The sequence below is a fragment of the Curtobacterium sp. MCLR17_054 genome, assembly GCF_003234335.2.
In the GTDB taxonomy this organism is placed as follows: domain Bacteria; phylum Actinomycetota; class Actinomycetes; order Actinomycetales; family Microbacteriaceae; genus Curtobacterium; species Curtobacterium flaccumfaciens.
The window spans coordinates 1,400,234-1,425,964 of sequence record NZ_CP126263.1 but is presented as its reverse complement, the minus strand read 5'-3'; the positions used below and the strand labels follow the sequence as shown (position 1 = coordinate 1,425,964).

The following is a 25,731-nucleotide window of genomic DNA, read 5'->3' as shown; positions in this document are numbered from 1 at the left end:
ATGCCCGATGCACAGCAACTCGCTCAGCAGATCCTCGACGCCGTCGGCGGTTCCGCGAACATCGCCGACGTCGAGAACTGCATGACCCGCCTGCGGGTCGAAGTCGTGTCCGACTCCTCCGTCGCGCTCGAGGACCTCAAGGCCACCGACGGCGTCATGGCCGCCATCGCGGCCGGCTCGAACCTGCAGATCGTGCTCGGCCCGGGTCTCGTCGACCGCGTGGCCGACGGCCTGGAGGCCCTGCGCGCGGCCGCCCCGCCGGCTGCGGCTGGTGGGCCTGGTGCGTCGCCTGAGGAGCTCGCTGCTCGCGGTGCGTCCATCAAGGCGAACGCGCGATCCCGTTCCGACGGTCGCACCATGCGCGCGATCCGGAAGATCTCCGCGATCTTCATCCCGCTCATCCCCGCACTGATCGCGTGCGGGCTCATCGCCGGGATCAACGGCATCCTGACGAACCTGGGGTGGGTGCCTGCGCTGACGCCGTTCCTCGGCGTGCTGTCGTCCGGGTTCCTGTCCCTGCTCGCCGTGTTCGTCGGGATGAACGCCGCGAAGGAGTTCGGCGGCACGCCCATCCTCGGCGGCGCGGTCGGCGGGATCATCGTCGCGGCCGGTGTCGCGAACGTCACGGTGTTCGGCGAGACCCTGGCGCCCGGGCAGGGCGGTGTGCTCGGTGCGCTGGCCGGCGGCATCCTCGCCGCCTACGTCGAGCGCTTCATGCGCCGGGTCACGCCGGACGTCATCGCGCTCATCGTGGTGCCGACCGTCACCGTGCTCGTCGCCGGTTCGATCACCCTCGGCGTGCTCATGTCCGTCGCCGGTGTCGTCTCAGTCGCGATCGGGACCGCTGCGACCTGGCTGCTCGCGAACGGTGGAGCCTTCGCCGGCTTCGTGCTCGGAGGCCTCTTCCTGCCGCTCGTCATGACCGGGATGCACCAGGGGCTCATCCCGATCCACACCACCCTGATCGACCAGACCGGGTGGACCGTGCTGCTGCCCGTGCTGGCGATGGGTGGTGCCGGTCAGATCGGAGCCTGCATCGCGCTGTGGGTGCGGTTCCGTTCGAACGCTTCGTTGGTGCGGACCATCCGCGGTGCCCTACCGGCTGGCTTCCTCGGTGTCGGTGAGCCCCTGATCTACGGCGTGACGCTGCCCCTGGGGCGGCCGTTCATCACCGCGTGCATCGGTGGGGCGTTCGGCGGCGGTGTCGTCGGGCTGTTCGACCAGCTCGGGCACTCCGTCGGGGCGATCGCCATCGGGGCCTCGGACCTGTCGCTCATCCCGCTGCTGAACGGGTCGTCCGGGTACGGGTGGGCGTTGCTCGGGTACGGGTCGGGGCTCGTGGTGGCGTACGTGGTGGGGTTCGTGGCGACGTTGTTGTTCGGGGTGTCGGAGTCGGTGCGGGCGGATCTGGATGCGCAGTCGGCAACTTCGCCGGGAGACCCTGTCGCTCCGGATGCACCGCTGAACGTGCCGGTCTCGCCAGTCGGAGCGACCGCGGCCGACTCGCGCTGATCGCCCGTTCCTCCACATAGCGATCCACTGCCGATCCGTTCACAGACCATCTCTCCGATCCTGGCCCGAACAGTCGTCACGCGAGGATCAGAGCGTGGAGAAGTGGGAAGCAGACGATGCTCGTAGGCGGCACATGGCTCGCTTCGGTCGGCGGGACACTGCGCCGGAGCTCGCGCTTCGCCGAGAGCTGCACCGGCGCGGCCGCCGGTTCTTCGTAGATCGTCAGGTCAGCCGCCAGTGCCGCGTTCGACCCGACCTCGTGTTCCCGCGTGCACGGATCGCGGTCTTCGTCGACGGGTGCTTCTGGCACTTCTGCGAGGAGCACGCCCAGCTTCCGAAGGCGAACGCCGAGCTGTGGCGTCGGAAGTTGCTCGCCGATCGTCAGCGGGACGCACAGAACCAGGCCCTCCTGGTGTCGGAAGGCTGGCGGGTGTTCCGGTTCTGAGAGCACGAACGTCCCGAGGATGCAGCCGCCTCCGTCGAGCACGCCCTGGATCAATGGAGTGCAATCGCTCGTTCCGCGCCGAGCTTCTCAGGCAGGATGGAACGCATGATCGAGGTCGTCGCCGGCGTACTCACTCGGCCTGACGGTCGCGTACTCACATGTCGAAGGGCACCTGAACGATCAGCGGCGGGCCAATGGGAGTTCCCTGGCGGGAAGGTCGAGCCGGGAGAGCTCGCTGCGGAAGCCCTGCGACGCGAGCTCCGCGAAGAGCTCGGTCTGGACGTCGTCGTTGGCGAACCGATCGACCGCTCCATCACGCGTGTCGGCAACGTCGACATCGACCTCGCCACCTACCGAGTCGCCTGGACCGCGGACGGACCGACGTCGAGCACGGACCACGACGAGTTGCGCTGGGTGCTCCCCGTCGAACTCGGCTCGCTCGGTTGGGCCAAGCCAGATCTGCCCACCGTGAAGATCCTGAGCAGCGCCGCGGCTACGGCCTGACCTCCTGGAAGTCACCGCTCGAGATCGGCCACCACACGGTGATCCCGACCGAGGTGCACAGCTCCACCATCGAGGGTTGGGGCTCGGACGGCAGGAGGACCGCCGGGGTCACCGTCAGACCACGACGTCGCGCGACCGCCGCGTAGTCGAGCGCCTGCCCGATCGCGGTGCGGACGTAGGCCCGCGCGGTCGACTTCTTGGCCTCGACGACCTGGCCGATCGTCGGGTCGTAGAGGTCGGGCACGATCGTCACACCGCCCTCAGTGAGACGCAGCACCTGCACATCATCACCCCGAGCGCGGAGCCATTCGCCGAACCGCGTCTGCAGCTCGAACTCGCGACGGGAGACGGATCGCATCGACTCGCCTTCGTCGACCCGCCGCACCTGATACTCGCTGAAGTCGAGCGGTTGCCAGGCGGACGTGGCTGAAGAGGCACCGATCGCTGACGCGCGGCCGGAAGGGTCGCCGGCCTCGTCGACGAGGGCGGGCAAGAGCGACGTGTCCGCTTCGACGGCGACGAGGTTGAACACCAGTCCGTCCCGCTCAGGAGACGACCCGGTCCCGGGGAAGCGCTCCCAGGTGTAGGGAGGATCAGCGAGCGCGAAGCTCCCGACGTAGGTCACGGTCCCCTGGCCCCGGAACACGCGGATGGGGCGACCGATCGCCTCGGAATCCGCCAGCGCCTTGTTGTTGCCGGTCAGCTTCTGGTCGCCGTTCTGCCCTTGCCCGCTGTAGCGGAACAGGCCGTCACCGCGGAGGCCCTCGTGCACGCCGTAGCCATGTTCCCCGCCGCCGTCGTTCGTGAAGACGAGCATTTCGTTCGTCTTCACGACACGCGTGATGCCGTCCTGCCAGCTGCCACCGCCGAGACGGCTGTGCAGCTCGCGCCGTCCGATGCTCGTGCCGATCGGGATGTCCCAGACCATTTCCATTCCCCTCGTTATGGAAACGCTAGGCGACGACCGACGAGCTGCTCGAACGCTGAGCAGCCCCCAGAACGGGGAGCTTTCTTGACGGTTGCTCACGAGAGAGGATGTCGCAGTACCGGAGCGTTCGAGGGGGACGCCGGTGTGATCAGGACACTCCTCGGGGAGCACCACCATGACCATCGCGGGAACCTCTGCAGGGGCAGAAGCTCGACGACTCCGCAGCCGCGCCGACGAACACCGGCGGCAGGCGGACGAAGCTGAACAGCAGGCGGGACGCTACGAGATCGCCGAGCGCACCGAGGCCGAGACCGCTCAACACCCCTGAGTTGATGAGCGAGGCCGAACGGGAGCGGCGGGAGCTCGAGCGGCGGGAGCTGTACGTGGGCATGACGCGTGCGAGGGACGGGCTTTGGGTAGGGACGAACCCTCACTGAGCACTGCCAAGGATTTCCCTTCCTCGCAACACACTTCCAACCCGCTCAGAATGAGCACCGAACAAGGAACAGAAATGCCCTTTCCTCTAGACGAGATGCTGGTCGTCGGCGTCGCCTCGAGCGCGCTCTTTGACCTGTCCGATTCCCACAAGGTCTTCCTCGAGCACGGCGAGGACGAGTACCGTAAGTACCAAGAAGAGCACCTCGACGACACGCTTCTCCCGGGTGTCGCATTCCCGTTCATTCGACGTTTGCTCTCTCAACGACCTCGGCCCAGACGGTGAGCAGTTGGTCGAAGTGATCGTCCTCTCCCGGAACGACCCGGATACGGGACTTCGAGTCATGCGGTCTCTCGAAGCGCACGACCTCGCAATCTCGAGGGCGATTTTCATGCAGGGCCGGTCGTCGCACGAATACATGGAGGCGCTCAACATGTCGTTGTTCCTCTCCGCCAATGACGACGACGTCCGGGCTGCGATCGACCGCGGCCTGCCGGCTGGTCGCGTTGTCGGCACGCCGGCAGAGGATTCAGCCGGTCGCGACCTGCGCATCGCTTTCGACTTCGACGGCGTCCTCACAGACGACTCCTCCGAGATCATCATGCAGGCCTCCGACCTTGCGACCTTCCACGAGAACGAGGCCTCCCACGTCGAGGAAGCGATGCCGGAGGGGTTGATGGCACAGTTCCTGCGCGGCATCAATCGCATTCAGGACATCGAAGAGGACCTAATTCGAAGCGATGCGACGTACAATCGTCGCGTGCACGTCGCGATCGTGACCGCGCGAAATGCGCCGGCTCACGAACGAGTCGTTCGGACTCTGAAGGGTTGGGGCCTCCGGGTGAACGATGCGTTCTTCCTCGGTGGCGTCGAGAAAGCACGCGTCCTGCGAGTTCTTCGTCCGCACATCTTCTTCGACGACCAGGTCGATCACTTGCGCGGCGCAGCGAACGAAGTCCCGAGTGTCCACGTCCCCTTCGGAGTCGTCAACGCAGCGAACGGAGCGCCTTCCGACGCTGTTGTCGACACGGAAGAGCCGCCGATCAGCGAGCCGCAGGGCCAGCCGGTCGATCAAGCCAGCTAGTCTCGATCTCGCTCCAACCCGGTCTTCGTGCCGGCCGCACCTCAAGGGGAACCGCGTCATGGTCATGTCCATCCACGATTTGCTCGACGTCTACGCAACCATCGCTCCGGACAAGCGAACCAAAGGCCGCCTCTTCGAGAGGTTGACTCGTGCGTACCTGACAACCGATCCGAAGTGGACGGCTCGCTTCGACGAGGTGTGGCTCTGGCAGGACTGGCCTGACCGGAACGGCAAGACCGACACCGGGATCGATCTCGTTGCACGGGAGCGCCACGGTGGTGGCTTGTGCGCCATCCAGTGCAAGTTCTACGACCCGGGCAACACGGTTCAGAAGGGCGACCTCGACTCGTTCTTCACCGCGTCGGGAAAGGCGGCGTTCTCTTCCCGCCTGATCGTAGCCACCGCCCCGCTCGGGAAGAACGCGCTCGAAGCGCTCGTCGATCAGCAGCTGCCCACCGCGCAGATCCCGATTGAAGAGTTTGAACACTCCGGTATCGACTGGTCCGAGTACTCCTTCGACCACCCCGATTCGTTAGCAGCCCCGCAACAGAAGATGCTCCGCCAGCATCAGGTCGAGGCGCTGAACGCCGTGCGGGCCGGGTTTGCCGAGTCGGCGCGGGGCAAGCTGATCATGGCCTGCGGAACAGGCAAGACTTTTACAAGCCTCCGGATTGCGGAGGATGTCGCCGGGCGCGGAGGCAACGTATTGTTCCTCGTTCCCTCAATCGCATTGTTGTCGCAGACCTTGCGGGAATGGTCTCAAGAACGCGCGATGCCGCTTCGCGCCTTTGCGGTCTGCTCCGACAGCAAGGTCGGGCGGGTGTCGGAGGACTTCACCGTTGCTGACCTTGCATACCCGGCAACGACGAACACCACGCAGCTCCTCACAGAGGTCGCGAAGAGCTCGGCGCCCGACGGACTGACCGTCTTCTTCTCGACGTACCAATCAATTGACGTGATCGCGAAGGCCCAAGCAGAGGGTCTCACCGACTTCGACCTCGTGATCTGCGACGAGGCACACCGCACCGCTGGATTCATCCGGCAAGGCGCGGAAGAGTCGGCGTTTCTCCGCGTGCACTCGGACGAGTCGATCCGTACGCAGGCGCGGCTCTACATGACCGCGACGCCGAAGATCTACGCCGAATCCGCCCGCAGCCAGGCGGATGAGAACTCGGCGGTGCTGTACTCGATGGACGACGAAGCCGCGTTCGGGCCCGTGTTCCACCGGCTCGGGTTCGGGGAAGCCGTCGAACGGGACCTACTCACCGACTACAGGGTCCTGGTCCTCACCATCGACGAGGACTCCATCGGATCCGCGTTCCAGGAAACGTTCGCCGCCGACGGGGAACTGAACATCCCCGACGCTGCCCGCATCGTGGGGATCTACAACGGCCTCGCCAAGCGGGGCGTGCAGGGCATCGACACGACCGCCCCGAACGCGCACAAGCCGCTGCGCCGTGCGGTCGCGTTCTCTCGCTCCATCGCCGACTCGAAAACCGTACGCGGATACCTCGACGGCTACGACGGCGTCGACGGCGTCCGCGCGGACAGCATCGCCGGACGCCGCATAGACCGGGACGCCAACGGCGGCGAGCAGACGTTTCGCCTCGAAGCGGACCACGTTGACGGCGGCATGAACATCCTCGAACGCAACCAGAAGCTCGACTGGCTGAAAGCCGACACGGCAGGTGAGAACGTCTGCCGCATCCTCACCAACGCGCGCTGTCTCTCCGAAGGCGTCGACGTGCCCAGCTTGGACGCGGTCATCTTCCTCAACTCTCGCGACAGCCCCGTCGACGTCGTCCAGTCCGTCGGCCGCGTCATGCGCAAAGCCCCCGGCAAGGACTACGGCTACATCGTCCTCCCCATCGCAGTACCAGCGGGACAGTCACCCGAGCAAGCGCTCAACGACAACACCAAGTTCAAGGTCGTCTGGGACGTCCTCCGCGCACTTCGTGCGCACGATGAACGCTTCGAAGCGAAGATCGAACAAATCGATCTAAACGGCCGCACTGACACCGGTCCCGTCATCGCGACCAACTACACCGACGCCGACCTCCCCGAGCCCGCACCGGGCACGGCGACACCGGAGACGTCGCAGATCCCGCTCGACATGAGCGTCCTCGGCGCGGACTGGCAGAACGCCATTTACGCCCGCATCGTGGACAAGGTCGGCGAACGCGACTACTGGGAAAACTGGGCCAAAGACGTCGCCGAAATCGCCGGTCGGCAGATCGCTCGCATCACCAGCCTCGTCGACGGCTCCAACGAAAGTCTCCGCACCGAGTTCACCCGCTTCGTCAAGGGCCTGCAGGACAACCTCAACCCCGGTGTCACCGAATGGCAGGCGATCGAGATGCTCTCACAGCACCTCATCACCCAACCCGTCTTCGACGCCCTCTTCGCCGGCCACGCCTTCAGTGACCACAACCCGGTCTCGCAGGTCATGCAACGCATGGTCGACGCCCTCGAAGAGCAGAACCTCACCACCGAAACCAGTGACCTCGCCGGCTTCTACGCCGGCGTGCAACGAACCGTCGCTGGCATCACCGACGCCTCCGGCCGTCAGACGATCATCAAACGGCTCTACGAGAAGTTCTTCACCGGCGCTTTCCGGGGAACGTCCGAACGGCTCGGCATCGTCTATACACCCAACGAGATCGTCGACTTCATCCTCCGAAGCGCCGACCGGCTCTCCCGCGACCACTTCGGCGCCGGCCTCACCGACCACGGCGTCCACGTCCTCGACCCGTTCACCGGCACCGGCACCTTCATCGTCCGCCTCCTTCAATCCGGCCTCATCATCCCGGCCGACCTGGCACACAAGTACCGGCACGAGCTCCACGCGAACGAGATCGTGCTGCTCGCGTACTACGTCGCCGCAGTGAACATCGAAGCCACCTACAACGGCCTCCAGGGCGGCGAGTACGTGCCGTTCCCCGGCGTGGTCCTCACCGACACATTCCAGACCGCCGAGGACGACGACACCTACGACGACCAGGGCGTGTTCGGCGACAACAACGAACGCGTCAAGCAGCAGAACGCCCTCGACATCCGTGTCATCGTCGGCAACCCGCCCTACTCATCCGGGCAAGACTCCGCAAACGACAACAACCAGAACCTCAAGTACCCCTACCTCGACAAGCGCATTGCCAACACCTACGCGGCCAGGTCGACCGGGCAGAACAAGAACAGCCTCTACGACTCCTACATCCGCGCCATCCGCTGGGCGTCCGACCGGATCAAGGACCACGGCATCGTCGCCTACGTCACCAACGGCGGCTTCCTCGACGGCAACACCGCAGCGGGCCTCCGCCTCGCCCTCCAAGACGAATTCACCGAGCTCTACATCCTCAACCTCCGCGGCAATCAACGCACCGCTGGTGAGGAGTCCCGACGCGAAGGCGGGAAGGTGTTTGGCTCAGGCAGCCGCGCCTCCGTCGCTATCTCACTGCTGGTGAAGAACCCGGACCGGTCTTCTTCCGGCGCGATCCACTACCGCGACATCGGCGACTACCTGAGCCGCGACGACAAGCTCGGCCTCCTCGACCAGTACCGCGACTCCGACGGCGTGCCGTGGCAGCAGATCGCCCCGAACGAGCACGGCGACTGGATCAACCAACGGAACGACGTCTTCGAGACCTTCACCGCTATCGGGGACCGCAAGGCGCCCGAGTCGGCAATCTTCCGTAGCTTCTCAGCGGGGCTCCAAACCAACCGCGATGCCTGGGTCTACAACTCGTCGGAACCAACGCTTCGCGGCAACGTCACCCGAATGATCGACGCCTACAACGCCGAACTCGACCGATGGGCCGCCGCCGGTAGGCCACAACCCATCGAGGACTTCATCGACACCAATCCGGAGCGCATCAGCTGGGCACGCAGCCTCCGCAATGCCTTTAAGAAAAACCAACGGCTCGCCTACTCGGGCGAAGCGATGACCGTCGGCATGTACCGGCCGTTCAACAAGCAGCGCGTGTACTTCGCCCCGCTGATGAACCACGAACGGAGCCAACAGCCGAGATTCTTCCCGCCAGGTGAACAGAACCACGGCTTCTACTTGACTTCACCGTCAACGCACTTCCCGTCCTTCGCAGTGCTTGCAACGGACGTTCTACCTGACCTTCACACTTTGGACACTGGTCAGTTCTTCCCGCGATACGTCTACGACGTCGAGCAGCAGGACGGAGCGTTTGCGATGTTCGACGGGCCGCAACGCCGTGACAACATCACCGACACCGCGCTCGCCCGGTATCGGGAGCTGTACGGGCAGGAAGTCACGGCTGATGACGTGTTCTTCGCTGTCTACGGCCTCTTGCACTCCGAGGACTACCGGCGCGAGTTTGACGCTGACCTGAAGAAGATGCTCCCGCGCATCCCAGAGCTCACCGATCCCGCCGACTTCCGTAAATTCGCAGATACCGGACGGGCGCTGTCCGAGCTGCACATCGGGTACGAGGCCGCGCCACTGTATCCGTTGACGTTCAGCGGCCCGGTCCCTGCTGACCTCAGGGTGACGAAGATGAAGTACGGCGGCAAACCAGGCAACCTCGACCGGACGCAGATCACCGTCGCGCCGGGCCTGACGATCACCGGCATCCCGGCGGAGGCGCATGACTACAAGCTCGGCTCTCGATCGGCACTCGACTGGATCCTCGAGCGGTACCAGGTCAAGACCGACAAAGCGTCCGGCATCGTCAACGATCCCAACGACTGGGGAGCTGAACATGGCAACTCGGCTTACGTCGTCGAGCTGATCCAACGCATCGTGACGGTCAGCGTCGAAACGGTTCGCATCGTCGCGGCGCTTCCCGCTCTGGACTACCGCAGCGGACCGGACCTGTAGTGGAGCGAGTCACGGCCGACATCGTTCACGATGTCGGCCGTGACCGCTCGCACGGCACCCCGCCTGCAACGCGAGCACTTAATCGAAAGAAGCCAAGTCGGGACGCGACTCCGATTCGATCAAGATCGACCGGACTGCGCGTGACTGTCGGACCGTTCGTCAACTCCGCCGAAGAGTTTTCGCTACCCGTCCTGGCGTATACGAGCCACCCCTCCTCCAACCCGAACCGCCTGCAGTACGCCGCCATCTGGTACAGATCGGCGTTCGGGTACTGCCCGTGCTTCTCGACCTTGTACTTCACGTCGATGCACGCCCGCACCTCGCCGTCCACGAGCCACACGAGTTCAGGCGCGATGTTCACCGTCCCCTCGACGTCGAGCGTCGACTGGTACTGCGACACCAGCAGTCCCCCGTACGGCTTGAAGGCCTCGCGCAGGGCTGCCGGTACGAAGTCCTCGAAGACCCACCACATGTCGTCGAGGAATCCCGACGCGACGACCGAGCCGGCGCGCTGCTCGACCGACGCCCCCGACAGCACGAGGGACGCAAGAGCTAACGCCGACGAGTACCGCGCGTTTCGCCGCTCTGCCCGCACCACCGGCACCGGCGCCCCGACCGGGATCACCGACACCCCATCGAGTACTCGAACGGTCCGCCTCAGCGCCCCGAGCGCGTCCGCTGGCACACCCGGCAGCCGTAACAACAGCGTCGCAGCGGTCAGCAGCACCTGGTTCTCTGCGATGTCCTCGACGTAGTCGTCGAACGACACCTCGACCGGCAGCGGCTGCCCGCCTCGACGCGTCAGCTGGTCTCCGATTCGCGACCAGCCACGCACGAGCGGCAGCGCATCCTCGCGCGTGACGTACCCGCGAAGCGGTCCTCCGGCGAGCGCCCGCGAGGCCTGTCGCACGAACGCGTGCGCCAACGCCGGCACGAAGTCATCGTCCTCCTCGAAGCCGAAGTCGTCTTCGGTCCAGATCGCACTCCCGGCACGGGCGTACCCGAGCATCACGAACAGCCGCCGCACCGGCGTCTTCGGCTTCAACCACACCGTGTGCCCGGCGATCCGCGCGACGCCGACCTTCCGGACACCGCTCACGCGGTACTCGTCAGCGCCGAGCGTCGGCGCGACCGTCGCGATGTTCGCTGAGGCAAGACCGACCGCCACCGCGCGCGGCAGCCGGTGCACCACCGGCTGGTCTGCTTCCCGCAGCTCAATCGTCGAAGGAAACACCTTCGGCCCCGTCCGCAGCGTCGCGCGTCGCCTGGCGACGCAGCGTTGTCAGGCCGTACCGCGCCTCCAGGTCGACGCCTTCGCCGTAGTGGTGCTCCGCCAGGAGCGGCAGGATCTCGTACCGCCACACATCCTGCAGACCGGTCCCCAGCGAGATCGCGCATCAAGAACGACGGCACGACCTTCGCATCGTGCTCCTGGATCTGCGCATTGAGGCGCGTCAGCAGGTCGACGCCGCTATGTGGATCAGCTTCGAACTGAGCGCAATCCGTCATCTGAAGCGGCGGCCTCGAGCAGGCTGACCGCCGGGATCTCCTCCGCAGGCAGGTTCATGAAACTGGCGATCAGCTCCCCGAAGCCTGCCGCGGATCGGCGCGCTGCACCCGTCTTCGCCCACGCGGGGAAGCGGAGGGTTACGTCCGCGCCCTTGGTGATGATCTCGACGACGGGTGGCCGCTCCGGAGCGTCCGAACGACGGACGTACCGGATGTTCGCGAGGCTCAACTCGGAGTCGATCGCACCAACCCGTCGCAACGAGTCCTGCTTGGTCAGGAGCAGACGTCGGTCGGTAACGGCAACCCAACCGTCGCTCAATCGGGGAAGGGTGATCCGGTCGAACGAGACGTCCGCCAGGGCGAGCACCTGCTCCCCCGGCTGGAGGCGGAACGGGAGGATCCGAACGAGCTCCTCCGGAACGTCGTCCTCGAAGACCAGCAACGACGGAAGCTCGAGGGACTCTCGGTCGCGGGCCGCCTCGAGGCCTCGGATGTGCCCGAGGGCGTCCTGGAGCTCGCGCACCATGAGGTGCGACTCCTTCGCCGCTCGTGCGGTACCCCCGATCTTGAACGTCCGCTTGCCCGGCAGTTCGGCGATGATCGCGAACTCTCGAGCGAGTTGGTCCAGCAGCTCGTCTGTCTGGGCAAGCGACTGCTCGTGCAAATCGCGCGCGTCGGTCACCAATCCGTCGAGCAGCTTGGCGTCTGCCTCGTTCGTCTTCGCACTCCGCAACAGGTGGCCTGCGCGGAGGGATTGGTAGACGAACCAGGATGTCTGCGAGAGCAGCAGCGCCTGGACATCGGCGATGATCGCCTGCCCGTTGTCGGCGAGGTACTGCTGGCGGTCCTTGTGCCCGATCTTCTTCTCGAGCTCGTCGACGTATCGCTGGACTGCGTGCTTGTTCGCATCCCACTGCGACGTGAGCTCACCCTGGTAGCCACGCACCTCAGCGAAGACGGCGTCGGTTACTTCCCCGATCCGTCGGGCGTGCCGCAATTCGCGGATGAGGGTCTCGTAGTGTCCGGTCACCGCGGACCACTGGCCCTGGCGCACGACCTGCAGCACCTTCGAGGTCAGTTCCAGATTGTGCTGGGCAACGGCAGCGATCTGGTTCAGCTGGAACTGGATGACCATCAACGTGATCGCGGGCCCCATCGAGGCGAGGACCGAGGCAGTCGTCGCTGCAGTGGCGGGGAGCCAGCGGACCGACGCTGTGAACGAACCGCCGCCGCTCGCGAGGGTCCCGAGGTTCCAGCCGTCCTTGACTATCGGTGTCGCCGTCTTGAGCGCCTCGAGAGTCTGAGGTGCCAGTCGCACGAGTCCCTGGGCCTGCATCGCTGCGTTGACGCCCTGCGCGCCGACGCTTCCAAGGCCGACGGCGTTCCCGACGGCCGTCGAGACTGCGCGCAGCGTTGGCTCGTCGATGAACGAGAACGGAACGACCTCGAGTCCATCCGGGACATCGGTGCCGAAGAAGATGGCGAGACCGTCCTCGAACTCGACCAGCGCCGACGAGGGTGCCTCGTCGTTCTGTGACTCATCCTCGTGCACTTCGTCGTGGAGCTCATCGCTCATCGGTGTCTCCTTCAGCGTTCTGTGTGTTGGGGTTGAGCTGGTCGACAAACCACCGCAGCGCGTCAACGACCTGCTCGCGGGCAGCGGTCGCGTTGAGCACATCGATCGCGAACGACGGCCGCTTGTCGATCCTGCTGGCGGCGAGGTCGATCCCCGGCACGGCGTTGAGTCGGCTACGGAACTCTTGCCGCAGCGCGAGGTCATCGAACGGCGGGCGGACTCGTAGGTGCTGGAACACCACCTCGACGCTCCCGGAGATCGGGTAGATCGCGAAGGGCCAGTGCGACGGCCCTTCCTCGGAGCGACGCGGTGCCGTCATGAACGCGCTGCTCTCCCGGTTCGACCCGAACTCGACAGTGCCGCCGAGTTCCTTCCATGCGGCGAAGAGCTCGGAGACGGCGTGGAACGTCGTCGGCGGGTTCGCGCTGGAGAGTTGGCCCATGAAGGTGCCATCCGACACGGCGTCCGTGCCGTTGACTCCGTCAGTGACGAGGCCGACGCGCTCGGCGAGCGCCGCCGTTGAGAGACGGGCGGCCTCGTCGGCGGCGCCGTTTGTCCAGAACCGCAGGCCCTCCTCTTCCAGAACCGCACGGGGGTCTCGATCATCTGACGGGTCCGGCCAACGGAACCCAGGCGAGATTGTGCCGCCGCCCTGCAGCACCCGGTGTGCTCCGATGACCTCGTGGCTCGCTAGATGAACGCCGAGCGGGACCGGGTGCGTGCCGACGAGAGCAGCGACGTCACCGTACGACGACCAGTGGCCGGCGGGGATGGCCATGATCGCTTGGTGTACGAGCGACCAGTCGCGCCCGGTGTCGGTTGACTGCATCCGTTCGTTCGGGCCGGCCCACTGTTCGACGATCCGTTCAGCGAACCATTCACCACGAGCAAGGATCTCTGCGCGTCCCCACGTCGAAGCTTCGAGGACAAGCCGATTCAGACCGCTGAAGCTGCTCTTCCGGAAATCTTCCTGCTTCGAGGGGAAGGGCCGGTTGCTGAGCTCGGAGTTGTAGCCGGTGAGGGTCAGGTTTCCGAGCGAGTGCACGAGCTGCTCGTGCACCAGGTCGACGGTCTCATCGTCAGCGAGGTCGACATCGAGCGCTGCACGCCATTCCGGGGTCAGCGTCTGCGGCAAGATGTGCTCGATCGTCGACTTCTCGACGTCAACGGGTTCCTTCGAGTTGAGTTCCTCCTGCACCCACTTCAGGATCAGCTTCTGCTGGGTCCGCAGACCACGTAGGTAGAACGGCTGGGTGCGGACTGCGTCGCGGATCTGGTCGTCGGTCGAGAAGTACTTTCGCCCGGTCGAGAAGTAGTCGACGAGAACCCGGTCGACCGGTCGATCATCAAGGACGCCGCACGCCTGCAGGATAGTGCGGTTGAGGCCCTGGCCCGAGCGCCCGCCGATGGTCCGGCGAACGATGTAGGACTCGACTGCTGCGAGCGCGCCCGCGACCTGCTCCGTGTTGCTGGCGCCGGCGGCGCGCCGTGCAAGGAGCCGAAGGGTGAGCGGCACGGTGGTCGTCGATCCCCACTCCGCCAGGTGCTGCAGGTGCTTGCGAACACCGGGGTCAGGCTCGCGGGAAGGCTCCCGGATCACCTCGAGCTGCTCGGACAAACGGCTGAAGCGTTCGATCTCTGCGAGGATCTGCTCGTCGTCCATCTTGGCAAGCCGCGCCTGCTGGTAGCTGTAGATGTCGCCTTGCTTGAGCAGCGGTTCGTCTGCGACGGCGTCGAGCCAGAAGATCAGCTCGAGGTCGTTGACGCTGAGCCGGCGCTGCATCGGGAGCCACCACGACGTGTACACCGACTCCCCACGGGAACCGAGTCGCATGAACAGGTAGTTGCGGACGAGGTCGCCCTGCGTCAGCCGGAGTCCCGTGTTGTTGAGTGACTCGAAGATTCGGTAGACGTTGTCCTCGTCGCGAGCGGTGATGGACACGAAGCTCAGACCGCCGAGGACGGCCTCGCGGATCCGTTCAATGTCAAGAGGGTCCTCTGGGTCGTCGGCGAGCTCGAGCTCGCGACGGAAGAACGAGTAGGCATCGCCCACTCCGGACGTGGAATCGGCACCGACTGCGCCGTCGACGACGGCTCGGAAAGAGTCGCGATCCGCCTGCGTTGGCAGGAGCTTCAGTCGGGCGTCGCCGGGCTTGAAGCGGTCCGCTATGTACTGCTCGTGGATGCTCTCGGCAAGCATTGGTTGGTCGGTCTGGTGCATCCGCAGGTAGTCCCGGAGCGCGCACAGCAGGATTGACAACGTCGTCAGTCGCTGCTGGCCATCAACGACGAGGAACTCCATGCCGGTCGGCACGATTGCTCCGGTCGAGAGCACGAGTGAGCCCATGAAATGCGTCGCGCTCGGGTTCGTCCGGCGGGTCTCGGCGAGTTCGAGGATGTCGCTCCACAGGCGCTTCCGCTGACGCACCTCCCACGCGTAGGGGCGCTGGTAGAGCGGCACCAGGTACTGCTTGGGTCCGCCGAGCAGTTCCTGCAGGGTGGTTTCACGTACGTCCATGTGTCGTCCTCCGTCATCGAGATCCTAGGGACAGAACCGAGTCCTTCTCGACACTGGCGGCCGCTGTCCATGCTTCGTCTCGGCACTTCGGCGGGAACCCGCAAGCGATCGTTCACTGATGTGTAACGTATCGATTGGAAAGCCGTCGCGCCGAAGCACCCCAGAACAGGTGCTCCCGGAGCGGCGTCGCATCCACGAGGATGAATCAGCACCGCACGCTCCGGGGACGGCGAACGGTCGAGACGAACAGATCCTCCGAGGGGCAACACCATGACGATGGCCGGAGAATCCGCAGGGGTCGAGGCACACCGCCAGCGCAGCCATGCACGCGAACTCCGCCGCCAGGCGGACGACGCCGAGCAACGCGCTGCCCGCTTCGAGATCGCCCACCGCACCGAGAGCGAGACCGCGCGGATCCTCGCCCCCCTCGCCGGCATCGGCTACCACCTGCTCGCGGACCGCAGCTGGCCAGGCAGCCGCACAGCGCAGGTCGACATGGTCGTCGTCGGCCGCGCCGGCGTCTTCATCGTCGACACGAAGGCCTGGCGCGAGGTCGCGGTCCACGGCGACCGGATCACCCGCGGCCAAGAGGACGTCACCGACGACATCGCCCGACTCGCCGATCTCGCGTACAGCACCGAGGCAGCACTGGCGGACACGGGCCTGGCGCCCGGCGAGGTGCATGCGGTCGCCGCACTCGCCGGCCAGAAGCGCATGCACGCTCGCGTCGCCTCGGTCGATGTCATCGGGGCGCACGACCTCGTCGGCCACATCACGAAGCGTGGAGCCCGATTGTCCGCGTCCCGCGTCGACGAGGTCCTCGCCGCGATGCTGCACCACTTCCCCGTGATCGGCGACGGCGGAGCAACACCGCCACAGGTCGTCGTCCCGGCACCGGTACTCCCCCGCGAATCCGACGTACTCGTCCCGACGGTCGACACCGCGGACGACGAGCTGACCGACCAGCTCCTCGACGGCGTGCTCGAAGCGCCGATCGAGGACTGGATGGCGTTCCTCGACCCGGCACAGGCCAAGCTCGTCCGCCGCAGCTTCAACGGCCCGGCACGCATCCGCGGCGCTGCCGGCACCGGCAAGACCGTCGTCGGCCTGCACCGGGCCGCGTACCTCGCACGCGCGACCGGCGGTCGCGTGCTGTTCACGACGTACATCAGCACTCTGCCGAAGGTCCTCGAGTGCCTCCTCGAACGCCTCGCGCCCGACATGGTCGGTCGCGTCGACTTCATGGGCGTCCACGCGTTCGCCACGCGCCTGTTGAAGGAACGCGGCATCGCGTTCCGCACTCCTGGACGGGAGGCCCAGCTTGCGTTCGACGACGCGTGGAACGCGATCCGCGCCTCCAGTCCGTTGCGGTCGTCGCGATTCTCGCGCTCGTACTGGGAAGACGAGATCAGCCACGTCATCAAGGGCCGCGGCCTGACGCGGTTCGACGAGTACGCGGACCTGGCTCGCGTCGGGCGCAAGCACGCGCTCCCGCTGGAGACGCGGCAAGCCGTCTGGGACCTGTACGAGGCGTACGCGCGCGGGCTGCGCGAGCGACGGGCGCACGACTGGGAGGACATCGTTCTGCTCGCTCGCGACGCGGTCCGCGCGGTGCCGCTCGAGCGGTACGACGCGGTCATCGTGGACGAGGCGCAGGACCTGTCCTGCGCGATGGTCTCGCTGGTGCACCAGCTCGTGGGTGACCGGACCGACGGCCTGACGCTCATCGGCGACGGCCAGCAGACGATCTACCCCGGCGGGTACACGCTCGGCGAGGTCGGCATCAGCCTGTCCGGACGCGGTGTCGTGCTCGACGTGAACCACCGGAACACCGCCGAGATCCTCGAGTTCGCGAAGGAGATGGTGGCGGACGACCAGTTCGTGGACATCGAGGGTGTCGACGGAGTCGGTGACGCGGTGTCCGACGTCTCCCGCTCCGGTGCCGCCCCGACGACGACGCAGTTCGCGAGTCGTGCGGACCACGACCGGGCGATGCTCGACCGGTTGACCGAGGTCCTCCGGCTGGTCGGGACCGGTCACGGTGACGTCGGCATCCTCACGGCGACGAACCGGCAGGCGAACGATGTCATGGAGGCGCTCGGGCGAGCTGGCGTCGCGACCGTCTCACTGCAGCAGTACGCGGGGCGGAGCTCCGACGGGGTTCGAGTGGGGACCGTCAAACGTGCGAAGGGTTTGGAGTTCAAGCAGGTGCTCCTCGCGCACGTCGACCCCCGGCTGCTCGATGCCGCGGGCGAAGGATGGTCCGACGCAGCCCGTGAACGTCACGAGCGCGGAAAACGAGAGCTGTACGTCGGTATGACACGAGCACGGGACGGGCTCTGGGTAGGAGTCCGCGCCCGGGAAGGAAACAACCGGTGACCAACAAGGGCTTCGCAGTGGTCGACCTCGAGACGACGGGGCTGTCTCCCAAGACAGGCCACCGAGTGATCGAGATCGCCGTCGTCCTCGTCGACGAACACGGGCGGATCGAGCGCGAGTTCGAGACAGTCGTCAACCCGAACCGAGACCTCGGGCCCACGCACATCCACCGTCTCCGCGGAGCGGACGTCATCGGTGCGCCGACGTTCGGGGACATCGTCGGCGACCTGACCGACCTCCTTCAGGGACGGACGCTCGTCGCCCACAACGTGCGCTTCGAGGTCTCATTCCTGCAGGCGGAGTTCGCTCGCGCCGGTGCGCCGTTCCCGTGCACGACGGACAACTCGGTGTGCACGATGCGACTCGCGAGCACCTTCCTGCCCGGCGCCGCGCGGAACCTCGCCGACTGCTGCTCCGCGTTCGACATCGACCTGGTCGACGCGCACGAAGCACTCGCGGATGCCCGCGCGACCGCTCGGCTCCTCGGCGCCTACATGCAGGACCCCGCGGAGGATCGGCGGCGCTGGGACGAACGTCTCGAGACCGGCGTGACACTCACGTGGGGACGCCCCCGAGCGAGTGGACCGGAGTGGCTGCCCCGACGCCGCGCCTCGGCCGCCCCAGAAACGAGCGCGATGGACCGCGCGGTCGAACTCCTGCCTGCGAGCACCGACCACACCGAGCGGGAGTACCTCGCACTCGTCGACCGTGCCGTCGCGGACGGGTTCCTCAGCATCGACGAATCAGTCGCGCTCGACGACCTCGCCGTGCACCTCGCGATGCCGACGGACCAGCGCGCCCGACTCCACCAGGAGTACGTGCACACGCTCGCCCGCGCCGCCCTGCGCGACGGCGTGCTCGATCCCTCCGAACGCGCGCAAGTCGACCTCGTGGCCGAACTGCTGCGCGTCCCGTCCGACGTCGTGCGGGCGGCGCTCGCACGGTCCGCCGGGAGCCCGATGCCGTTCGGCACACCGGCTGCTGAGCCGCGGCCACAGCTCGACGCAGCGACGATCGTCGTGCTGACGGGCGAGATGCGTCGCCCCCGAGCGGAAATCGAAGACGAGCTGCGCGCGCTCGGTGTCACCGTGGGCGCCGCGGTGACGAAGAAGACGACCCTCCTCGTCGCGGCAGACCTGGACAGCCTGAGCGGCAAGGCGAAGAAGGCGCGGCAGTACGGTGTCCCGATGATCGACGAGGCGACGCTCGATTCAGCGCTCATTTCAGCCCGTGCCAGTGATGACGGCGGCTCGTGGCAAGGTGAGTCGGTGTCGGCGGGGGTTCCCGTACAACCGTCGGCTGCTCCGGAAGCGCCGTTCACCGAACCGCGCTCACGACCTGCACGAGAGGACGCTGCGATGATGACCGGCCCCGAGGACGTCGAGTACGTCGGAGCAGCGCTACGAGTCGCGGTCGCCGGCCTGGAGCCGTTCGTCAGTGACGTCCTGCAGCCCCGCATCTCGTCCGGAGCGCGGTGGCCCCAACTCATCCAGCTGCTCGACCAGCAGAAGCACGGCCGGTCGAACACCCAGTACGACGAACACGACCTGCAGGTGGTCCTCCGTGCCCTGACAGAGAAGTTGCCGCAGCTCGGATTCCCCTTCGACCTCGACCACAACGGGCGACGACTCGCCGGCGAGCTGCGCGATGTCCGGAACCGATGGGCACACAACGCCGTCTTCGACGAAGCAGACACCTACCGGGCCCTCGACACGACAGTCCGCCTCCTCGAGGCCGTGGGTGCCGAGGAGCAAGCTGCGGAGGCGACCGAGCTCCGGCGGGCGTTCCAGTCGTCAATGGCAGAGCGGACCGCGACGCGCGCGACCACGGCGCCGGTGGAGGCGACGCACGCAGCCTCGGCAACCGATTCTGCCTCGGCTGCATCGGCATCGGGCGCGGCAGGGGCCGCGACGAGGTCCACGAAACTCGCGATCGAGTGTGCACCGCTCATCAGCTACGCGATGGCGCACAACCGGATCGCGGTGGTGAACGCTGTCCGCATCCGTCACGACGGCGCGAACGTCCGAGACGCGCGGCTCACCATCGAGGTCTCCTCTGCCGGGCTCTCGCTCGGCGAGCCGAGGGAGCACTTCTTCGACCTCGCGCCCCAGTCCGAAATCGAGAAGCACGACCTCGGGTTCCGGCTCGACCCGGCCGTCACCGCGACGGTCGAGGCCGCTCGTCCTGCCGTCGTCACGGCCACGCTTCGCGACGGCGACGAGCTTCTCGCCACGGCCGCCGCTGAGGTTCACCTCGTTGCCGCCCACCAGTGGGTCGACGGCGGCACCCAGCTGTCGGAGGAGATGCTCGCGGCACACGTGCAGCCGAATCATCCGGCGCTGACCTCGCTGCTCGACGAGGCGTCGACGATCTTGGCGGCCGAGACGGGGCGAGCGAGCCTGAGCGGCTACCAGGAGGGGCCGGAGCGCGTCGATGAGACGGTCGCTGCGATCGTGCGGGCGATGCGGGACCGACAGGTCCGCTACAGCATGCCGCCCGCGAGCTGGGCCGGCGCGGGTCAGCAGGTGAGGACCCCGGCAGAAGTGCTCGAAGGCCGGTTCGGCACCTGCCTCGACACGACGGTGGTGTTGGCTGCTGCGCTGGAGTGGGCGGGGATCCGCCCGCTGCTAGTCGTCATGCGCCGGCACGCCTTCCTCGCCTACACGCGCTTCGACACACCGATGCCGTCACTCGTCTCCCCCGGGGTCACGCTGAAGAACCTGGTCGACATCGGTGCCGTGACGCCGATCGAGACCACGATGCTCACCACGGACGGCTTGGCGGCTTCGCTCGCCGACGTGATCGCCGCCGGGGCACGTCACCTGTCGGAGGAGCTCCACGACATCCAGGGTGTCGTCGACGTCTTCCTCGCACGCCGGAGCGAGATCCTCCCGTTGCCAGCGAGGACCGTCACCGAGGACGGAGAGGTGCGAGTCGTCGAGTACCAGGTCGAGCACGCGCGTCTCGCTGAGTACGTACCGGCGGACTCCGGTGCAGCGACCGAGTCCGCAGAGGACTCCACGCCCCCTCGCGTGAAGCAGTGGAAGAACAACCTGCTCGACCTGAGCCTGCGGAACCGCCTGATCAACTTCACGGACCGGGCCCGCTTTGAGCTGCACCTGGCGTCGAATGGACTCGCCGAGTTCGAGGACTACCTGAACTCCGGCAGGCCCTTCACGATCCGGGCCTCGAACGACCTCCCCGAGGTGCTCCTGCAACGCGGAGTGCGGTCAGCGGCGTCCCTCCCCGACGATGACAAGACCGAGCTGTTCCGAGGCAATAAGACGGTCTACGGGGATGTCTCCGTCGACCGCTACTCACGCCACTTCCAGACGCTCGCGCACAAGGCGAAGACCGTCGTCGAGGAGACCGGATCCAACAACCTGTACATCGCACTCGGGTCGATGGTCTGGACGGTCAAGAGCAAGCAGGTCCGTTCCCCGCTCATCCTCGTGCCCGTCACGCTGAAAGCCCGGACGCGCGGCGGCGCGTATGAAGTCGTCCTCGACGAATCCGGCATGTCCACTCCGAACTACTGCCTCCTCGAGAAGATCTGGGCCGAGCACCGCATCCGGATCCCTGCGCTCGCCGACCCGAAGTCCGACGCGTCGGGCATCGACGTGGAGCAGGTCCTGGCGGGCACGCGAGCGGCGATCCTCCATGCCGGCATCGACGCCGTCGTCGAACCCACGGTCGACCTCGCCATCCTGCAGTTCGCGAAGTTCCGCCTCTGGAAGGACCTCGACGAGAACTGGGCGGCACTGTCGACCAATCCGCTCGTGCAGCACCTGATCGAGTCACCGACCGAGCGCTTCGTCGGCGACCAGGTCGACCTCGAACACGCCTCGGCCGGGACGGACGAGCTCGACGAGCTGTTGTCCGACCTCCCCGTGCCGGCTGACTCTTCGCAACTCGAGGCGGTCGCTGCTGCGATGGCCGGCCGCACGTTCGTGCTCGAGGGCCCGCCTGGAACGGGGAAGTCGCAGACCATCACGAACCTGCTTGCGAAGTCGATCGCCGACGGCAGGCGCGTGCTGTTCGTTGCAGAAAAGCGCGCCGCCCTCCAGGTCGTTCAACGACGACTCGACGCGGTCGGACTCGCGCCCTTCACCCTCGACCTGCACGACAAGGGAGCGAAGCCCGCTGAGGTTCGCGCTCGTCTCCGAGAGGCTCTCGCGCAACGGCCGCGGGTCGACCAGGAAGCAGTGGTCCGCACCGGCGACGCAGTCTCGCAGAACCGCCGCGGCCTCAGCCGCTACGCCCGGAGGCTGCACGAGACGAACGAATCTGGTCGCTCGTTCTACATGGCACGCAACTCGGAGCTCGCGACCGCAGACATCACGCGGACACTCGAGATGCCGGTCGACGTCGCGGCACGCATCACCGAGTCGGACATCAACTCGATCCGTCGAGCGCTCAGAGAAGCGCCGGACGTCGCACTGCGGGCGCGCCCGGTCGCCGACCACCCATGGGCCTTCGCCTCGGCCGGTACTGATCCCGAAGTCCTGCGTGCCCGCGCCGTCGCGTTCGATCGTGCGGTCGACATGGTCCCGGCGCGCGACGACCCGACGCTCGGCTCCTACGCCGAAGCCCTGACCAACGCTACGAGGCCAGAGCACTTCCGAGCCCTCGCCTCGATCGTCGAGGCACCGCCCGTCACCGCGGCCGTCCTCACCGAAGCCGGGACGCAGCGGTGGCGTGATGCGACAGCCGCCGTTCAGGACCAGGTCCACTCGTTCTCGCAGCGCTACGCCGACGTGCTCGCAGTGATCCGCCCGGAATCGCTTCGAGCGGATCTCGCTGCGATCGCCAGGGAGGCCGCCACCGCCGCGACGTCGAGCATCTTCGGTCGCAAGAAACGCCTTCAGAGCGTTGCCGACGAACTCGCGCCGCACGGGGTTCCGGGTGTGGTCTTCGACCCGGACCGGCTCGTGGCGCTGACGGCGCGCGCGGCGGACATGCAGCAGGCTGCTCGGGACCTCGCGAGCAGCATCGCTGTGATCCCGGGCCTCGTCATCCGCGCGGGATGGAGTCCGCTCGACCAGGACGCCCCTGCATCGCTCGCGACCGAGGTCCGGTGGTTGAGCTGGTTGGCCGATGTGACCGGCGGTACGAGCGAGGATGCGAAGGACCGACAGTTCCGTCGATCGTTGTTCGCCTACACGACCCGTTCCGGTGCTCCGCAGCCCGAGCTCCGCGACCAGGTCGTCGCATTCTCGTCCGCTCTCGAAGTGCTCGCCTCGAGCGCGGCGTGGCTCCGCTGGCTCGGCGAAGAGCTGCCGACCAACCGCTGGAACGCGACCCGCGACGGGCGTTCGGGAGCATCTCGTGAGGGGTGCACTCCCGAGGCCTGGGCGGACTGGCTGTCGGTCCTCGAGCCGCTCCGCGCCGCGGGACTGCTCGACGCGTACGAGGTCCTGCTGACCGGCGCCCAGGGATCCGAGGACGCGCTCGAGGCCTTCGACCGGGGGCTCGCGACCGCGATGCGACTCGAACGGGCACGCGCCACGGGGCTCGACCAGTTCGACCCTGCCGCCCACGAACACAAGATCGGACGGTACGTCGACGCCGCTCGTGACCTGCGGGAGCACCTCCCGCGTGTCATTCCCGAGAAGGTCGTCAGCCGGCGGACGTTCAACGAGACCACCGCGTCCGGCGGCGCCGGGCAGTTCCTCGCCGAGGTGCGCTCGTCGAAGGTGCGCAAGCTCATGCCAGTCCGCGAGCTCATGTCGCGATACGGCCAGTACGTGACCGAACTGACCCCTTGCGTCCTGGTGAGCCCCGACTCAGTCGCACGGTTCTTCGAAGCAACACCGGGCCTGTTCGACCTCGTCGTCTTCGACGAAGCCTCGCAGGTGCGAGTGGCGGACGCGATCGGTGCCATGGGGCGGGCGAAGGCGGTGGTCGTGGTCGGTGACTCGAAGCAGATGCCACCGACCTCGTTTGCGGAGACCTCGATCGACGACTCGGACGACGACGAGAACGGCGCCGCCGAACAGGTGGCGGTCGACGAGGAGTCGATTCTCGCCCAGTGTGTGCAGGCCCGCGTGGACCGTTTCCAGTTGACCTGGCACTACCGCAGCCAGGATGAGTCGCTCATCGCGTTCAGCAACCGGTACTACTACGACGACCAGCTCACGTCCTTCCCCGCACCTGCTCTCGGTGAGGCATCCGCAGGCGTCGACGGTCACGGGGTGTCCCTCCGACGCGTCGACGGCCAGTTCATGCGCGCAGGGCAGGAGGGTACGACCCGGCAGAACCTCCGGACGAACCCGGTCGAGGCCCGCGCGATCGTCGCGGAGATCCAGCGGCGGTTCGCGGCCTCGTCCGACCTCGTCCCGTCGCTCGGTGTCGTGACCTTCAACGCGCAGCAGCGGTCCCTGGTGGAGGAACTCCTGCGTGCGCTCGAAGACCCACGCATCAACGAGGCGCTCGATTCGGCCGTGGACGGCTTGTTCGTGAAGAACCTCGAGAACGTGCAGGGCGACGAGCGCGACACGATTCTGTTCTCCACCGCCTTCAGCAAGAATTCGCGGGGCATCCTCCCGCTCAACTTCGGGCCGCTCACGAGCCCTGGCGGTGAGCGGAGACTGAACGTGGCGGTGACCCGTGCACGACGGCAGGTGGTGCTGTTCTCGAGTTTCGACCCGCAGGACCTCCGCGCTGACGAGACGACCTCATTGGGCATCAAGCACCTGCGCGCGTACCTCGAGCTCGCACAGCGCGGTGCCCGAGCGGCCCTCGGCGCACGGGACGACGCCATCTTGACGGATCGGCATCGCGACGAGATCGCCTCGGAGCTGGCTGCGCGCGGGCTCGCCGTCCAGACGGACGTGGGTCTGTCCGACTTCAAGGTCGACATCGCGGTGGCCCACGCGTCGAACCCGACGGAGCCGCTGCTCGCGGTGTTGCTCGACACCCCCGCCTGGGCAGCACGCGCTACGGTCGCTGACCGGGACGCACTCCCCCTGGAGGTCCTCGAGAACCTGATGCACTGGCCGAGCGTCCGACGGGTGTGGATGCCGCAGTGGCTGGCGGACCACGACGTCGTGGTCGACTCGATCGTCGACTCGCTCCAGAAGGCGCATGAGGAGCGAGTCGTTGCCGCTGAGGCGACAGCCGCCGTTTCGACGGCGATCGACGAGGTGCTCGAGGAGCTGCCAGGGGAGCTGGCGTTCTCAGGAGGTCCGGACGGGTCCACTGTTGACCACTCGCTTCCGGTGTCCCCGATCGACTTCGCAGCCCGGGCAGACCTCGTCGAACCAACTCCCGAGCCCTCGAATGACCCAGTCGACGTCCGCCTCGACGCTCGCGCTGGGGGCGGCGGCCCCGATGGGCCAGGCACGTCGCGCTCGCACGTCGCCCCTGCCACGCAGGTCGAGCAAAACGACCTCGCTCGTGAAGTGGTCGCGACCGGAGAGGTCGAACGGTTCCGTCCGTGGTCGCAGGCTGATCTGCACGGGGATGTCTCCGTCCTCGACGCGATCGATCTTCCGCAGAACGCTGCTCGTGTCCAGGCGCTGTTGGTCGAGGTGGTCCAGGCGGAGGGGCCGATCGCCGAGGAGCGTTTGGTGCGCCTGGTCGCGAACTCGTTCGGGCTGGATCGCGTGCACGCTGCTCGGGCGCAGGCGATCTCGGCGCTCGTGCCACCCATGCTGCGCTGGAGTGCGTTGGAGCGCTTCGTCTGGCCGATCGGCGTCGACCCCGAAGGCTGGTCGGGCTTCCGGGCATCCACTCCTCAGGACTCCCGGCCGGTCGAGGTCGTCGCGCTCCGGGAGATCGGCAATGCGATGGTCCACCTGGTCCGTCACGGCGGACCTCGGTCCGAGACGTCACTCTTGCGCGAGACGCTCGCGCTCTTCGGTGGAACGAGGATGACGCAGAACGTCAGCGACCGTATGACGATGGCGTTGATGGTAGCGCTGACCTCTCAGCGGGTCGCTCGGACTGCTCAAGGCGATGTTGACCTGGGCCGGATGGCTGATCGATGAGGA

12 protein-coding genes and 1 pseudogene are annotated in these 25,731 nt (G+C 66.8%); 8 read left to right on the top strand and 5 right to left on the bottom strand.

Annotated features, from left to right (window positions below; translation table 11 throughout):
- The 3 genes from DEJ08_RS06825 (at window position 1) to DEJ08_RS06815 (ending at window position 2,461) form a co-directional block, all read left to right on the top strand.
- Window positions 1–1,512 (top strand): PTS transporter subunit EIIC, encoded by a 1,512-nt coding sequence (locus DEJ08_RS06825; RefSeq protein WP_111055047.1) that lies wholly within the window; start codon window positions 1–3, stop codon window positions 1,510–1,512.
- A gap of 94 nt (window positions 1,513–1,606) precedes the next feature.
- A complete protein-coding gene (gene vsr / locus DEJ08_RS06820; protein ID WP_284180516.1) occupies window positions 1,607–1,957 on the top strand; it encodes a DNA mismatch endonuclease Vsr in 351 nt (116 codons plus the stop codon).
- 105 nt (window positions 1,958–2,062) lie between these two features.
- Window positions 2,063–2,461 carry a (deoxy)nucleoside triphosphate pyrophosphohydrolase gene (locus DEJ08_RS06815; protein ID WP_258367186.1) on the top strand — a complete coding sequence of 133 codons (399 nt, stop codon included), beginning with the start codon at window positions 2,063–2,065 and terminating at the stop codon, window positions 2,459–2,461.
- On the opposite strand, the gene DEJ08_RS06810 is transcribed toward DEJ08_RS06815, so the two are convergent.
- On the bottom strand, window positions 2,451–3,572 hold the full coding sequence (locus DEJ08_RS06810) for an SRA domain-containing endonuclease (protein WP_181439032.1): 1,122 nt from the start codon (window positions 3,570–3,572) through the stop codon (window positions 2,451–2,453). The two genes, DEJ08_RS06815 and DEJ08_RS06810, sit on opposite strands and share 11 nt — an antisense overlap.
- On the opposite strand from DEJ08_RS06810, the gene DEJ08_RS06805 reads away from it, so the two are divergent.
- The 3 genes and pseudogenes from DEJ08_RS06805 to DEJ08_RS06790 all read left to right on the top strand — a co-directional run bounded on the left by DEJ08_RS06805 (window position 3,565) and on the right by DEJ08_RS06790 (window position 9,755).
- Window positions 3,565–3,717, top strand: a complete 153-nt coding sequence (locus DEJ08_RS06805; protein WP_181439033.1) for a hypothetical protein — start codon at window positions 3,565–3,567, stop codon at window positions 3,715–3,717. The two genes, DEJ08_RS06810 and DEJ08_RS06805, sit on opposite strands and share 8 nt — an antisense overlap.
- Before the next feature lie 159 nt (window positions 3,718–3,876).
- Window positions 3,877–4,909 (top strand): annotated as a pseudogene (locus DEJ08_RS06795) (5'-nucleotidase).
- A 58-nt stretch (window positions 4,910–4,967) separates the two neighbouring features.
- A complete protein-coding gene (locus tag DEJ08_RS06790) occupies window positions 4,968–9,755 on the top strand; it encodes a DEAD/DEAH box helicase (protein WP_111055051.1) in 4,788 nt (1,595 codons plus the stop codon).
- A 25-nt stretch (window positions 9,756–9,780) separates the two neighbouring features.
- Here the strand turns inward: DEJ08_RS06790 and DEJ08_RS06785 are convergent, their stop codons facing one another.
- The 4 genes from DEJ08_RS06785 to DEJ08_RS06775 all read right to left on the bottom strand — a co-directional run bounded on the left by DEJ08_RS06785 (window position 9,781) and on the right by DEJ08_RS06775 (window position 15,358).
- On the bottom strand, window positions 9,781–10,854 hold the full coding sequence (locus tag DEJ08_RS06785; protein ID WP_220035459.1) for an McrC family protein: 1,074 nt from the start codon (window positions 10,852–10,854) through the stop codon (window positions 9,781–9,783).
- A 115-nt stretch (window positions 10,855–10,969) separates the two neighbouring features.
- Window positions 10,970–11,128, bottom strand: a complete 159-nt coding sequence (locus DEJ08_RS18955; RefSeq protein ID WP_502869458.1) for a hypothetical protein — start codon at window positions 11,126–11,128, stop codon at window positions 10,970–10,972.
- 107 nt (window positions 11,129–11,235) lie between these two features.
- Window positions 11,236–12,840 carry a hypothetical protein gene (locus DEJ08_RS06780; protein ID WP_111055053.1) on the bottom strand — a complete coding sequence of 535 codons (1,605 nt, stop codon included), beginning with the start codon at window positions 12,838–12,840 and terminating at the stop codon, window positions 11,236–11,238.
- On the bottom strand, window positions 12,830–15,358 hold the full coding sequence (locus tag DEJ08_RS06775) for a GmrSD restriction endonuclease domain-containing protein (RefSeq protein ID WP_111055054.1): 2,529 nt from the start codon (window positions 15,356–15,358) through the stop codon (window positions 12,830–12,832). Before DEJ08_RS06775 ends, DEJ08_RS06780 begins: the two co-directional genes overlap by 11 nt.
- A gap of 270 nt (window positions 15,359–15,628) precedes the next feature.
- On the opposite strand from DEJ08_RS06775, the gene DEJ08_RS06770 reads away from it, so the two are divergent.
- Window positions 15,629–17,737 (top strand): nuclease-related domain-containing DEAD/DEAH box helicase, encoded by a 2,109-nt coding sequence (locus tag DEJ08_RS06770; protein ID WP_220035461.1) that lies wholly within the window; start codon window positions 15,629–15,631, stop codon window positions 17,735–17,737.
- Window positions 17,734–25,728, top strand: coding sequence for an anti-phage protein ProA (gene proA, locus DEJ08_RS06765; protein WP_111055055.1), 7,995 nt, complete (start codon window positions 17,734–17,736; stop codon window positions 25,726–25,728). Before DEJ08_RS06770 ends, proA begins: the two co-directional genes overlap by 4 nt.
- Window positions 25,729–25,731 lie beyond the last annotated feature (3 nt).